Annotated in this window: 12 protein-coding genes; 11 read left to right on the forward strand and 1 reads right to left on the reverse strand. The window is 38.2% G+C overall.

Annotated elements, in window-relative coordinates; translation table 11 throughout:
• Positions 1-39: 39 nt before the first annotated feature.
• The 7 genes from O1A01_RS02710 to O1A01_RS02740 all read left to right on the forward strand — a co-directional run bounded on the left by O1A01_RS02710 (position 40) and on the right by O1A01_RS02740 (position 7,714).
• The gene (locus O1A01_RS02710) at positions 40-1,290 is read left to right on the forward strand and encodes a DEAD/DEAH box helicase (protein WP_084380767.1); all 1,251 of its coding nucleotides are present in this window, start codon (positions 40-42) and stop codon (positions 1,288-1,290) included.
• A gap of 475 nt (positions 1,291-1,765) precedes the next feature.
• The gene (locus O1A01_RS02715; RefSeq protein WP_270065494.1) at positions 1,766-2,788 is read left to right on the forward strand and encodes a nuclease-related domain-containing protein; all 1,023 of its coding nucleotides are present in this window, start codon (positions 1,766-1,768) and stop codon (positions 2,786-2,788) included.
• The gene (locus O1A01_RS02720) at positions 2,785-2,943 is read left to right on the forward strand and encodes a hypothetical protein (RefSeq protein WP_270065495.1); all 159 of its coding nucleotides are present in this window, start codon (positions 2,785-2,787) and stop codon (positions 2,941-2,943) included. The genes O1A01_RS02715 and O1A01_RS02720 overlap by 4 nt, the downstream gene beginning before the upstream one ends.
• Before the next feature lie 184 nt (positions 2,944-3,127).
• Positions 3,128-3,727 (forward strand): TetR/AcrR family transcriptional regulator, encoded by a 600-nt coding sequence (locus tag O1A01_RS02725; RefSeq protein WP_270065496.1) that lies wholly within the window; start codon positions 3,128-3,130, stop codon positions 3,725-3,727.
• Positions 3,724-5,055 carry a cytosine permease gene (locus tag O1A01_RS02730; RefSeq protein ID WP_270065497.1) on the forward strand — a complete coding sequence of 444 codons (1,332 nt, stop codon included), beginning with the start codon at positions 3,724-3,726 and terminating at the stop codon, positions 5,053-5,055. The genes O1A01_RS02725 and O1A01_RS02730 overlap by 4 nt, the downstream gene beginning before the upstream one ends.
• A 5-nt stretch (positions 5,056-5,060) precedes the next feature.
• Positions 5,061-6,152, forward strand: a complete 1,092-nt coding sequence (locus tag O1A01_RS02735) for an S-methyl thiohydantoin desulfurase family protein (protein WP_270065498.1) — start codon at positions 5,061-5,063, stop codon at positions 6,150-6,152.
• Positions 6,152-7,714, forward strand: coding sequence for a hydantoinase/oxoprolinase family protein (locus O1A01_RS02740; protein WP_270065499.1), 1,563 nt, complete (start codon positions 6,152-6,154; stop codon positions 7,712-7,714). Before O1A01_RS02735 ends, O1A01_RS02740 begins: the two co-directional genes overlap by 1 nt.
• 49 nt (positions 7,715-7,763) lie before the next feature.
• Here the strand turns inward: O1A01_RS02740 and O1A01_RS02745 are convergent, their stop codons facing one another.
• Positions 7,764-8,972: a cytochrome P450 gene (locus O1A01_RS02745; RefSeq protein WP_270065500.1), complete on the reverse strand. Its 1,209-nt coding sequence runs from the start codon at positions 8,970-8,972 to the stop codon at positions 7,764-7,766.
• A 248-nt stretch (positions 8,973-9,220) separates the two neighbouring features.
• On the opposite strand from O1A01_RS02745, the gene O1A01_RS02750 reads away from it, so the two are divergent.
• The 4 genes from O1A01_RS02750 (at position 9,221) to O1A01_RS02765 (ending at position 13,713) form a co-directional block, all read left to right on the forward strand.
• Positions 9,221-10,387, forward strand: coding sequence for an FxLYD domain-containing protein (locus O1A01_RS02750; protein ID WP_066421323.1), 1,167 nt, complete (start codon positions 9,221-9,223; stop codon positions 10,385-10,387).
• A gap of 14 nt (positions 10,388-10,401) precedes the next feature.
• Complete coding sequence (locus O1A01_RS02755) at positions 10,402-11,532, forward strand: S1C family serine protease (RefSeq protein WP_270065501.1); 1,131 nt, start codon at positions 10,402-10,404, stop codon at positions 11,530-11,532.
• Between the two features lie 142 nt (positions 11,533-11,674).
• Positions 11,675-12,235: a hypothetical protein gene (locus O1A01_RS02760; RefSeq protein ID WP_270065502.1), complete on the forward strand. Its 561-nt coding sequence runs from the start codon at positions 11,675-11,677 to the stop codon at positions 12,233-12,235.
• A gap of 149 nt (positions 12,236-12,384) precedes the next feature.
• On the forward strand, positions 12,385-13,713 hold the full coding sequence (locus O1A01_RS02765; protein ID WP_066421447.1) for a polysaccharide biosynthesis protein: 1,329 nt from the start codon (positions 12,385-12,387) through the stop codon (positions 13,711-13,713).
• Positions 13,714-13,723 lie beyond the last annotated feature (10 nt).

Genomic DNA, 13,723 nt, shown 5'->3' on the forward strand with positions numbered 1-13,723 from the left:
ACATATGAATAAAGGTACGGAATATAAAGGAGTTAATCTATGACAACATCATTCATTTCAACTTTAAAGCCATTTATCCAACAAATATGGGAAAAAAGTGAATTTCAAGAACCGACAGCTATACAGCAACAAGCAATTCCAGCAGCCTTAGAAGGTAAAGATTTATTAATTGAATCTCCGACTGGAACTGGAAAAACGTTAGCGTATTTGCTACCTATTTTAGAAAAAGTAGAGGCTAATAAACAACATCCACAAGCAATCATACTAGTTCCTTCAAAAGAATTAGCGATGCAAATTTTAGAGCAAATCCAGAAATGGACAGAAGGAACAGACATTACTGGTGCATCTTTTATCGGTGGAGCAAACATCAAACGTCAAATTGAAAAATTAAAGAAAAAGCCAGAAATCATCGTCGGTACCCCAGGTCGTTTAGCAGAACTTATTCAAATGAAGAAAATAAAAATGCATGAGATGAAGACGGTCGTATTAGATGAGGGAGACCAGCTATTAACGTCAGAGAATATGAAGTCTGTTAAAAATATTGTGAAGTCAACGTTGAGTGAACGCCAAGTAATGTTAGTGTCTGCAACTCTTAAGGAAGAAGCAAATGCCGTCGCGAAAGAGTTCATGCAAGACCCTGTAACAGTGAAAGTAGAAAGAGATGAAAAGAGTAAAGCGCAAGTGGAACACTTTTACGTTGTTTGTGAAAAACGTGAGAAAGTGAACGTACTAGCAAACGTTCTTCGCCAACCAGGCATAAAAGCGCTAGCGTTCGTCCGTGATATAGGAAACTTAGCGGTTGTAACGGAAAAATTAACATACAAACAACTAAACGTCGGTGTTTTACACGGTGACTCTTCTAAAAAAGAAAGAGAAACGGCTTTAAAAGATTTTAGACGTGAAGAATATCCGATATTACTAGCAACGGACGTAGCAGCACGTGGACTAGATATTAATGAAGTAACCCACGTTGTTCATTTTGACGTACCGTTAGATGCAGCAGCCTATACACATCGCTCTGGTCGAACTGGCCGTCAAGGTGCAACCGGAACAGTCATTTCGCTCGTTGCTCCAACGGAAGAACGCGATTTAAAAAGAATCGCTCGTGACCTAAACCTTACGCTAAACAAACGCGAAGTTTACGGGGGGCGCTTAGTCGAGCCGAAAGAAGGATCTGCAAAACCTGCTGGGAAAGAAAAACGTCCTAACTCATCCAACAATACCCGTCCAAAAAATGCTGGACCCGGACCGTCAAAGCGAAATTCACAAACTAAATCACGTTCGAAATAACCATCCTTCAGAGGGTGGTTTTTTTATATGGATGGGGAGGGTAGCAAAGGGATATCGCAAATAAAACAGGTGTACCGCAAATAAAGTTGTGGGTATCGCAAATAAAAATGGTTTACCGCAAATAAAGGCTTGAGTATCGCAAATAAACTGGCCTTACCGCAAATAAGCGGTTGTGTATCGCAAATAAAAATGGTTTACCGCAAATAAAGGGGTGAGTATCGCAAATAAACTGGCCCTACCGCAAATAAACCGGTCCTACCGCAAATAAGCAGATGAGTATCGCAATTAAATCTGGTTTACCGCAAATAAGTGGGTCTGTACCGCAAATAGAAATGAATTAACGACAAATTAAAGGCATGTGTACCGCAAATGAAAAACGTACAACTCATATATTTTTTAAAAAAATAACTTTATAGCAGGATTTCAAACGGTCATGTCGTATTATTTTTATAGAATAATTGAAAGGAGTAGAAAAATGAAAGTTTTACAAAAGGAAATACCGCTTTATCTTCTTCAGCTGGACGCACTGCATAGACGTTTACCACCTAGTCACCGTGCAAAAAGAATAGTGGAGAATGATTTGCGCAACTATTACGCAGGGTACAAAGGCGAGCAATCAATGGAATACTATTTATCGTTTTTAAATGAGGAAGCAGTTATCATACCAGGACTTCGATTAAAAGGCAAAAGTGATTTCTACTTTCAAATTGATAGAATCGTAATAACAAAAAAATATATATTAATATTTGAAGTGAAAAACTTTAGTGGAACAGTCATTTATGATAAGACTCATGATCAGTTTATACGTGATAACGGTGAAGTAAAAGAAGTCTTCACTAATCCGATTTTACAATTAGGAAGACAAGCTTCACAATTTAAAAGTTTTTTAAGCTCCAATAACCTACCCAATCTACCCATTTTATCTTATGTTGTCTTCGCAAATTCTAACCTTTTTATAACAACCATTCCTGAAAATATTAAATTGCCTCCGAACATTATTAAGAGTGAAAACGTCCCATTTATATTGAAGAATATAGAGAGTAAATATCGTACAAATATCCTTTCTTCAAAAGAATTGAAAAAGATGGATAAGTTACTAAGAAAGGCTAACGAACCCTATAGAGCAGAAAACTTTTTATTATACTATTCAATTGATTATAATGACATTATAAAAGGTATAATATGCCCTGAATGTTTAACTTTACCAATAGAAAGGGCGGAAAAAAAGTGGTTCTGTCCAAGTTGTAAGAAAACAGACAGAAGTATATATCGATACTCGTTGAATGATTATTACTTAATTTTCGGTATAGAAGCAAGAAATTCTTCCATTCGAAGCTTTTTTGATATTGACTCGCCGTATACAATTTTTAGAATATTAAAGAGATATAAATATATTGGAACGAGTAAGAAAAATAGAGTGTATTTACTTGAATATGATCATAATTACTGTATTTTTGAATATCCATCGTTAAAAAAAGAAGTCGGAGGCCAAACATGAAACCAGCCTATTTACTAGCAATTATGATAATTATTTTAATAGTTATCATCGTTGGAAGTTATTGGATTACAAAAGATTATTGGCAAGTGGGTACGGCCATTGTATATTCGTCAGATTACGGAGTATCCCAATTTCACACAAGAAGTTTCACCTAAAGTTCGCTCTCGTTAGCGGGCTTTTTTTTATTTACAAATCACCCATTAAAATCCATAACAAGCAATGATTGTGCTTACAAAATTTACGAAATATTCTAGGTTATCAAAATTGTAAAAATATTTCATTGATTTCTATTAATTATCAGAATATAATGTTACCTAACAAACGTTAGGTGGTGTGAAAATGAGGCGAAAATTAATTGAGGCGGCACTGCACCAATATTCTTTACATGGTTATCATGGAGCAACGATGCGAAAAATTGCTGATGAGGTTGGGATAAAGCCTGCATCTATATATTTCTTTTTTGAAAATAAAGAAGAACTATTCATCGCTGCATTTGAACAACTTTTAGAAGCTCATTTTCAGGCGATGCAAACTGTGTTAGCCGAGAACGAGGATCATCCGGTAGAAGAAATATTTTCAAAAATGTTACACGGTATAGCTTCTCACCATACAGGCGATATGCAAGGAACGATTGCATTCATTTCCCTTGTCACTTCTCCAATACCAGAAATAGATTCTTATTTAAAAAAGTACATGCTGAAGTTTAATAATTGGTTAGTAGATTCATTGCAAACTCTAATCAAACAAGATTACCCGACAATATCAGATCAAGAGGTAGATCGAATTATTAAGCAATATGTGCTAATCGGTAACGGTGTGTTTTGGGGAATTAACTTGTATGAAGGGGAAAGTTTTAAAGAGCAAGTGGAATTAGCAGATTCATTAATACAATCACTTTTTATCGGATTAGATAAAAAAGAAAAGGAGACAATCTCATGACAAACAAACAAGATCAAGCTATTACAAAAGATTATGAACGAGAACCGGTGCCGTTAGAACAAAGAAAAGGTTGGTTAAAGCTTTCCATCGTGTGGCTAGGTGGTATTGTTGCTCTTTCCGCAACGGCGCTAGGTGGAGCGTTAGGTGGAGGATTGCCACTATCACAAGCAATTATCGCTTCCTTTGTAGGGACGTTTATTTTAGCTATTTTAAGTGCTTTATGTGGAGTGGTTGGAGCAAAAACAGGCCTTTCTACATCGTTTGTTTCGATGTTCGCCCTCGGTCGTTACGGCTCTTATGCAGTTTCCATCATCATCGCAATTGCGCTATTTGGATGGTTCGGGGTACAGCTAGATATATTCGGAGCAACGTTACACAACGTTATTTTGTCCGTATTTAATGTAAGTGTACATCCGAAGTTGTTAGTAGTAATCGGTGGAATTTGTATGACGCTTACTGCATTTATCGGCTATAAAGCAATTGAAAAATTAAGCTTAGTTGCAGTGCCATTATTAGCGGTTTTACTAATTGCATCGTTAGGAAAAGTAATGAGCAATAGTGATTTTTCAACAGTTGCAAATGCACCACTATTTGGAGATGCGTTAACGGTAGGATTATCTGTTTCGCTAATTATCGGTTCATTAGCGACTGGAGCGATTATCGGCCCAGATATTTCTCGATATGCGCGCTCTACGAAAGATGCAGTTATTTCTTCATTCGTCGGCTTCTTCGTTGGATTTAGTATCGTTTTAATTATTGCAGCAATTTTAGCGAAAGCAACAACAGAGGTTGATATTGTAGCGATTATGCTCGGTTTAGGTTGGGGATCAGCGGCTTTATTAATTCTTATTCTCGCTCAATGGACAACCAATGATAATAACTTATATTCTTCGGCACTTGGCTTTTCTGTAGTGTTCAAAAAAGTACCAAAATCTATGTTAACAGTAGTAGCTGGAACAATCGGTACACTAATGGCGGTCGGTGGCATTTATGATAACTTTATTCCATTTTTAATTTTCCTTAGTGCACTTATCCCTCCGATTGGAGGAATTTATGTAGGTGATTTCTTAAATAATAGATCTAAATATCAATTTAGTAACTTATCAAATGTAAAAAATATTAATCTTGTAAGTATCGCAATTTGGGGAATCGCATCGTTCGTTGCTTTCAGTACGACACCAAGTCCGAATGGTTTCGGTTGGTTCACACTAACCGGCGCATCTGGATTTGACGCATTTTTAGTAGCATTTATCCTTCAGTTTATCGTAAGTAAAACGTTAAATAAAAATGAACAAGCTGATATCGAACTAAAGGCGAAAGGAGCATAACATTCATGAGATATATAGGAAAAGAAGAGATTGAAAATATTGCGATTGGGGCGGCTCTATTAGGTACAGGAGGCGGGGGTGACCCTTACATTGGAAAACTTATGGCGTTACAAGCGATTGAAGAGTACGGGCCTATTAAACTTTTAAGTATCGATGAAGTTCCCGACGATGCATTAGTCGTGCCAACTGCCATGATGGGTGCACCAACTGTTATGATCGAAAAAGTACCTAGCGGGGAAGAAGCAATTGAATCTTTTCAAACTTTACAAAACTATTTAGGAAAAGAAATTTTTGCAACGATGCCGATTGAAGCTGGTGGGGTGAATTCCCTTCTGCCGCTAGCGCTAGCTGCTAGGTTAGGTTTACCAGTCATCGATGCTGATGGGATGGGGAGAGCATTCCCTGAGTTGCAAATGGTGACGTTCCATTTAGATGGCGTAAAGGCAACACCGATGGTTTTATCCGACGAAAAAGGAAACAATTTATTATTTAACACGATTGATAGTGTTTGGGCGGAAAGAATTGCCCGCGGAGCTACGATTGAAATGGGTGGTTCTGTTATGCTATCTATCTATCCAATGACGGGGAAAAATATAAAACAATCTGCCATTCATGATTCGTTAACATTTGAAGAGCAAATTGGAAAAGCGATTCGTGATGCGAAGAAAAATAATAAAAACCCAATTGATGAAGTAATTGCCTTAACGAACGGTTATTCATTATTTAAAGGAAAAGTTACCGACATAAACCGAAAGACACAGCAAGGGTTCGCGAAAGGAACAGCGACTATTGAAGGGCTGGAAGATAATAAAGGGGAAGAATGCTACCTCCACTTCCAAAACGAACATTTGCTAGCAGAAACGAAAGATAATGTGTTATGTGTTACTCCTGATTTAATAACAGTGTTGGACAAAGAAACAGGAATGCCGATTACGACAGAAGGATTAAAATACGGAGCGCGCTGTGTTGTGATCGGTATCCCAGCAGACAAGAAATGGCGTACACCAAAAGGGATTGAAGTAGCCGGTCCGCGCTATTTTGGCTATGACCTAGATTTTACACCAGTTGAACAGCTGTTACGAAAGGAGAATAACTAATGCCGAATTACCGAATTGGAATTGACGTTGGGGGAACCCATACAGATGCCGTAGTGATAGATGAAAACTATAACGTAGTAGCTGAAGTTAAAGCTTCAACTACCGAAGATGTTAGTAGTGGAATATATGATGCATTAAGCAAAGTAGTTGCTTCTGCAAATGTACCTGTAAACGAAATAAAGCACGCAATGTTAGGTACAACGCACTGTACGAATGCAATTGTAGAAAGAAAAAGATTAAATAACATAGCAATCGTTCGTATTGGGGCCCCAGCTACTTTAGCGATTAAACCGTTAGTAGGAGTGCCAGATGATTTAAGAGAAATGCTCGGAAAACATGTTTACTTAGTTCGTGGCGGACATGAATTCGACGGAAGAACAATTGCTGAGTTAGATGAGGAGCACTTATACAAAATAGCTCATGAAGTAAAAGGAAAAGTAGACTCTGTTGCGATTACATCCGTGTTTGCACCAGTATCCGCTGACCATGAGCAGAGAGCGGCAGCAATTTTTCAAGAAGTGTTAGGTGATGAAGTTGCTCTATCGCTTTCGCATGAAATCGGTAGTGTCGGTTTACTAGAGCGTGAAAATGCTACGATTTTAAACGCAGCGATTGTAAATGTTGCTCGTACGACAGCTTCTGGCTTCATTAATGCACTACAACAAGAAGGGATTGATGCACAAGTATTTTTCGGTCAAAACGACGGAACGTTAATGTCGGTAGAATATACGGTGAAATATCCGATTCTTACAATTGCTTGTGGACCGACGAATAGTTTGCGTGGTGCTTCTTATTTATCAGACAGAGCCGATGCCCTTGTTATCGATGTAGGTGGAACAACAACGGATGTTGGAGTATTAGTTGATTCTTTCCCTCGTCAATCGTTTTTAGCGGTAGAACTTGGTGGTGTTCGTACGAACTTCCGTATGCCGGATATAACAGCAATTGGCCTAGGTGGAGGAACAATTGTCCGAATTGCCGAAGACAAAAGCTTCCAAATTGGACCTGACAGTGTCGGACATAAGCTCCCACAAAAAAGTTTAATTTTTGGTGGAGATACGTTAACGACAACTGATGTAGCGGTTGCCTTAGGGATTGTCAAACTTGGTGACCCAAGTAAAGTCGCGCACTTAAACAAAGAATTACTCCAAAAAATTTATGATCGAATGATTGAAATGGTAGAAGAAACGATTGATAAAATGAAGACTAGTCAAGAGCCTATCCCAGTAATTTTAGTTGGAGGAGGAAGTGTCCTATTCCCAGGCGAGCTTCAAGGCGCTTCAGAAGTGATAAAGCCGACAAATGCTGGTGTAGCCAATGCGATCGGTTCTGCTATTTCTCAAGTAAGTGGTCAAATTGAAAAAATCTTTTCCGTAGATGAACTAGGCAGAGAAAAAACGATGGAACTTGCAAAAGATATGGCCCGTCAAGAAGCAATTAAAGCAGGAGCAGATCCGGAGCAAATATACATCGTAGATTTTGAAGATGTTCCATTAGCATACTTACCAGGAAATGCAACGAAAATAAGAGCAAAAGCTGCAGGCCCGTTATTTTTAAATTAAACGAAAAAAACCCGCAAACTACTCAAAAGGTTTGCGGTTTTTTTTATAACTAAATTTTTACCTCAGCCTTCACCTTCAACGTTTCAAAACCGCGGAAAGCGACATTTGCTCTCCGTGTTGGTTCTTCGATTAATTCTGGTTGGTGAAAATGGTCTAACAATGTTTCAAATGCTATCTCTGCTTCTAGTCTAGCGAGAGGAGCACCTAAGCAAAAATGAGGTCCTGATGCGAATGATAAATGTTTAATCGTGCTACGAGTAATATCAAATTCGTGAGGACGCTCTACTACTGCTGGGTCTCGATTTGCTGCTCCTAATACGACAAAAGCCATCTGTGCTTTTTCCATCTCAACACCGAATAGATTCATATCTTCCCCAACCCATCTTGAAGTTAGTAATACAGGTGGGTCATAACGTAACGTTTCTTCGACTAGATTGGAAAGAAGGGAGCGGTCTTCCCGAACTTTTTCATACTGATCCTGATGCTTTAATAGTTGATAATATCCGTTCGTAATTAAATTTACTGTCGTTTCGTGACCAGCAATTAATAGAAGTAAACATGTTGAAATAATTTCTTGCTCTGTTAATTTATCGCCAGCTTCTTCTGCAGTAATGAGCCCACTTAAAAGGTCATTTGCAGGCTCTAGCCTTCTTTTTTTAATTAATTCACGAAAATAATTGTTTGCTTCTTCAACATGTGGAGTAGCAGCCTCCCATTCTTCTGCTGTCGTATTAAAATCAATGAATTTAATAAACGCTTCGGACCATATTCTAAATTGGTCACGATCTTCTTTTTCTACCCCAATGAGCTCGGCTATTACCATAACAGGTAACAGATAAGCGAAATCGTGAATAATTTCATGTTGCTCTTTTCCTCTTCGTTGCTCCATTAAATAAGAGGCTAAACTTTTTATCGTTGGCCGAAGTTTTTCTACCATTCGAGGTGTAAAAGCTTTCGTTACTAAGCTTCTTAATCGTGTATGGTCTGGTGCATCTTTAAAAAGCATCATATTTCTAACCGTCATGACCGCGGGCATTAAATGAGCAGGTGGTGTAAAGATTTGATCTGGAGGTAATAGGTTGCGGATTTCTTTCATAAATCTACCATCTTTTAATACCGTTTCTACTTCTTTGTAGCCAGTAACTAACCAGCCGGTTGTATTAAAAAGGTGAACCCACTGAACGTTGTTGCCTTGGCTAAATTGTTCTAAATACGGAAACGGGTTATGTATAAACGATTGTAAAACTTCTTTATTCAAATTCATCACTCCTTTTTTCAAATATATTCGCTAAAAAATGATAGTATCCTTTTCTTTATGGAAAAAATCCCCTCAGTTAGTTTTAAATTTTAAAGTATATGTTGCACAATTTGACATGAATATGCGTTAAAATGATAGAAGTAAGAATGACTCGATTTTAACTTTGAAATTATTGATAGATTCGCATTGTAATAACAGATCCTTTACTTGCATAACAAAGGGTAAGTTTTTTAAGGAGGAAAATGTAAATGTTCTGTCACCGCTGTGGTGTGAAAGTAGTGGAAGACGCTAACTATTGTTCCAATTGTGGAGTTAGTTTAAAAGAAGAGCCTACTCTTTTGGAGAGAAATAGAAAAAGTACAACATCAAGAAGAAAACGAATGGTTCCGTTCTTTTTACCCATCCTAACAGCTATTGTCGTGTTCGCTTCTATATTCGCCTATTATTCCTATGAGAAAAAAGTAAATGCACAAGTGTTAGCTTGGAAGGAAACGTCCGAAAGCTTAGCACTAGACGGAGATTATGATCGTGCAAAAACGTATTTAAAAGATGCGTTAGAAAAGCGCCCGAATTATTTTGTATTAAGAAATAATTTAGAAGTAGTTTCGATAGTAGAAGAATATGAAGAGGAACTACAAAAAGTAGCTAGCTTACTAGAAGAGCGAGACTTTGAAGAGGCAGAGAAAAAATTACAAAAGATGCGAGAAGGGATGAATAATATACAGGGCCCGCTTGCAGATAAAATTAAAAGTGAAATTAACAGTCTTGAAGGATCGATAAAAATTGCCAAAATTGTGATGGACTTAGAAAAATTAACGACTGTTGATGAACTAGCAAAACAGCTACAAATACTATCTTCAATTCCGAGCGAAGATGGGAAAGTAGTAAAAGAACAAATTATGAATCGAATCGTTCAACTATCGATTGAAGATGCGGAAAAAGAGCTGGAAAATCGACAATTTACGAGAGCACTTGCGATTGCGGATAGAGGCTTGCAATATGCGTTAAACGATGAAAGGTTGCTAGCTTTTAAAGAGAAAGTGCAGCTAGATCAACAAGCATTTGAACAAGCGGAAATAGAGAGAATAGAACGAGCGAAAGAAGCTGCTGCACAAGAAGAATTAAAAAATAGAACAGCAGCCGTTGAAGTTGTTTCTTTTGAAGCAGAAATGGATGAATTCAAAGGGTTAGTCGTATCAGGAGAAATAAAAAATGTGGCAACAGCAGACATTTCATCGATTACTGTTTCTTACAAAATATTAGATAAAAACCGGAAAGAAATAGAGGAACGTTCGACAACTGTTTTCCCATATACGCTAAGCCCTGGAGAAACTGGTAAGTTTGAAGACTACTATTTTGACGTAGACGATGAAGTGACGGTTGAAATTGATAACATTACTTGGTTTGTAGAATAAGGAGGAGAACGTAATTGAAAAAAGTTTGGGTGTTAAACGCAATACTCTCCTTATTAATAGTCGCAGCTGGTGTATATGCTTGGTCTTGGGTGAAAAATACGTTACCGAAACAATTAGCGGCCCCATCTAGTTTATATATTCAAGCAGAGGAAACAAAAAAAGAGGAAGTGAATCCTCAATTAAAGGAAATCATTTATGAGGCGCAAAAATTAGTCGTGAAAATAGAAATTGCGGACGGATCTTTTGGGTCAGGTTTCCTCTACAATAATCAAGGAGATATTATAACGAATGCGCATGTCGTTGCGAATGCGAAAGAAGTAAAAGTAATTACTGTTGATTCAAAAGAATTAACAGGTGAAGTGATTGGCATTAGCGTGGATACAGATATTGCGGTTGTTCGTGTACCGGAACTAGAAGGAACGAAGCCGTTAAGAATAGCAAACAATCAAAAAGCAGAACTCGGAGATGAAGTAATTGCTTTAGGAAGTCCACTTGGGCTACAAAACACAGTCACAACTGGAATTGTTAGTGGTGTTGGCAGATCTTTTCACATCGAGCCTTTCCGATACGAGGATATGTACCAAATATCCGCACCAATTGCTCCAGGAAATAGTGGTGGACCATTAATCGATACAAGAACGGGCGAAGTAATCGGGATTAATTCAGCTGTCATGGAGCAAGGAGTAATCGGATTTAGTATTCCAATCAACAATGTCATTAGTTTAATAAGAAGTTGGTCGGAAACACCGATGACATCACTGCCGAGAGTGGGTGTAGCGGTACCTGGAAACAACAACGGGCAATCTTCCAGTAACGAAGACATTGCAAACTATATTGCTCAATATTATTTTGAAAGTATTAATCATCGAGACTATGTTACTGCGTATTCTTTACTCGGAAGTGAGTTGCAATCAACGTTATCATACGAAGAGTTTCGTGCCGATTTTATGAATGTATTAGCTGTTGAAATAAACAGCACGTTCACGGAAATGGTGGATCGAAATGTGAACGTAACAGTACTCATCCAAACTCAACAGCGTGGGGATGATGGTCTAACTTTCACTAATTATGAATGCAATTTTGTACTTGGATTAGAAAATGATCAAATGAAAATACTGTCCAAAGATCGGGAAAAAATAGACTAGAAGTGGTTGTCCCAAAAGTTAGTAGAAGCCTGACTTTTGGGGCTTTTTTTGTTCGTCCATTTGAGTTTGGAATGGTACGTTTAGCACGGGGGTCTGTTGGAGCCAAACCGATTTTGGACAGCTGCGTCAAAAAGCTCATTAAGTGCGTCAATTATTTATCCAGCTGCATCAAAAAGTTCGCCAAGTGCGTCAATTACTTATCCAGCTGCGTCAAAAAGTTCGCCAAGTGCGTCAATTACTTATCCAGCTGCGTCGAAAAGTTCGCCAAGTGCGTCAATTAATAAGTGCTGTTGGCACAAAAGCGCGGATGGTTGGCCGAAAAAGGAGTTCAGTTGGCGTAAAAGCGCGGGTGGTTGGCCGAAAAAAGAGTTCAGTTGGCGCAAAAGCGTGGGTGGTTGGCCGAAAAAAGAGTTCAGTTGGCGCAAAAGCGTGGGTGGTTGGCCGAAAAAAGAGTTCAGATGGCGCAAAAGCGCGGGTGGTTGGCCGAAAAAAGAGTTCAGATGGCGCAAAAGCGCGGGTGGTTGGCCGAAAAAAGTGTCCAGATGGCGCAAAAGCGCGGGTGGTTGGCCGAAAAAGGTGTCCAGTTGGCGTAAAAGCGCGGATAGATGGCCGAAAATTTGTGCTCTTGGCAAAAAAAGCTCATGAGGTTGGCCGAAATAAAAATCCGATAGACGCAATCTACTTGCAACTAAACCATAAATAGCAGAACCTGCAACACAATCAAACAAATTCACTCGACCTTGTCTAACTTTTTCTCCAATCGATAGCTATAATCTGAAAACTTGTCTCATATGATGGTTAGTAGTCTAGAATACGTGGACGACCTCTTAATGGGAGAAGGGAGAAAGAAGCATGAAGAAGTTTTACAAAGGAGTACTCCTATTAGCGCTGGCAGCATTTTTAGGGGAAAGTTTAGAGTTTCTTGTCAACATGGTTTTAGCGAAGCAGCTAGGAGAAGTTGGACTAGGGCTTTACATGTCGATTATGCCAGTCATTTTTTTAGTCGTCATTATTGCAAGTCTTGAGTTGCCGGTATCGGTCTCGAAATTTGTGGCGGAAAAAGAGCAAAAATATCACGTTAGTATGCTTCGTCATACGTTTAAATTAACGTTGAAATTTACTATTATTTATTTACTATTAGCAGCGATCGTCTTACCAAATATACCAGTTTTCCAAAGTTATCATCCGTTAGTAAAGTGGCTCGTTCTACTATTAATTCCGATTATCTCGTTTACTTCAATTGTAAGAGGCTACTTTATGGGAAAACAGATGATGGGGAAAATCGCCTTTTCCAACTTTTTAAGAAAAGCTGTGCAACTAGTTTTACTCACAGTCGTTTACTACTTGTTTCAATTTAGTTTACAAACTTCGATCCTTATTGCAATCTGTACGTTTATCGGAACAGAGCTCGTTGTTTGTCTTTACTTAGTACTTATGTATTTCACTCAATGGAGAAAAATGAAAACAGAGCCTAACAGTGAATTAGCAAAAAGTACAGTACATGCGAGTCTTTTACAAGTCTCTATCCCAACAACAGCGATGAGAATTTTTCATTCTGTAACGCATGCAGTTCAACCGTTTTTAATTAAAATTGCCTTATTAAAAGCAGGCTTTACGGAAACGATGGCGTTAGAACAATTCGGGCTACTTGCTGGAGTTGCAATTACGATTGGATTTTTCCCAGCATTCATTGCTCACTCTTTAATGATTGTTCTTATCCCAACTGTGTCAGAAGCTCATTCAAAAGGAGACCATGTCAAGTTACAAAAGCTACTACAACAAGTAATGTTCATTACTTTTTTATACGGCATTCCAGCAGTCATTGTTTGTTACATATTCGCTGATCCGTTAACACATATCTTTTTTGAAAATTCATCAGCATCCACCTATTTACAATTGTTGTGGCCGAATTTCCTCTTTAACTTTATTGTCATTCCGTTACAAGCGTTTATGATTGGGCTTGGCTTAATAAAAGATGCGTTTATTCATATCGTTTGGTCGCACGTCGTAGGCTTTGCGCTTATCTTTTTCTTAGGGTCAATGTCTAGCTTTAACATGGGTGGAGTCATTATCGGAATGAACACTGGTACGGTACTACTAATGATGATGCATTATTTAACAGTATGTAATAAAATTGGGGTATCCTTTACGTTACAAGTACCAAAAAATGAGTGGAGATAGATAGGTGGAA

It is taken from the genome of Sutcliffiella sp. NC1 (genome assembly GCF_027594365.1).
In the GTDB taxonomy this organism is placed as follows: domain Bacteria; phylum Bacillota; class Bacilli; order Bacillales; family Bacillaceae_I; genus Sutcliffiella; species Sutcliffiella cohnii.

Coding starts and splice junctions, on each gene's coding strand:
- O1A01_RS02735 (WP_270065498.1), top strand. CDS start 5,061: ATGAGATATATAGGAAAAGAAGAGATTGAAAATATTGCGATTGGGGCG.
- O1A01_RS02730 (WP_270065497.1), top strand. CDS start 3,724: ATGACAAACAAACAAGATCAAGCTATTACAAAAGATTATGAACGAGAA.
- O1A01_RS02765 (WP_066421447.1), top strand. CDS start 12,385: ATGAAGAAGTTTTACAAAGGAGTACTCCTATTAGCGCTGGCAGCATTT.
- O1A01_RS02740 (WP_270065499.1), top strand. CDS start 6,152: ATGCCGAATTACCGAATTGGAATTGACGTTGGGGGAACCCATACAGAT.
- O1A01_RS02750 (WP_066421323.1), top strand. CDS start 9,221: ATGTTCTGTCACCGCTGTGGTGTGAAAGTAGTGGAAGACGCTAACTAT.
- O1A01_RS02710 (WP_084380767.1), top strand. CDS start 40: ATGACAACATCATTCATTTCAACTTTAAAGCCATTTATCCAACAAATA.
- O1A01_RS02720 (WP_270065495.1), top strand. CDS start 2,785: ATGAAACCAGCCTATTTACTAGCAATTATGATAATTATTTTAATAGTT.
- O1A01_RS02715 (WP_270065494.1), top strand. CDS start 1,766: ATGAAAGTTTTACAAAAGGAAATACCGCTTTATCTTCTTCAGCTGGAC.
- O1A01_RS02725 (WP_270065496.1), top strand. CDS start 3,128: ATGAGGCGAAAATTAATTGAGGCGGCACTGCACCAATATTCTTTACAT.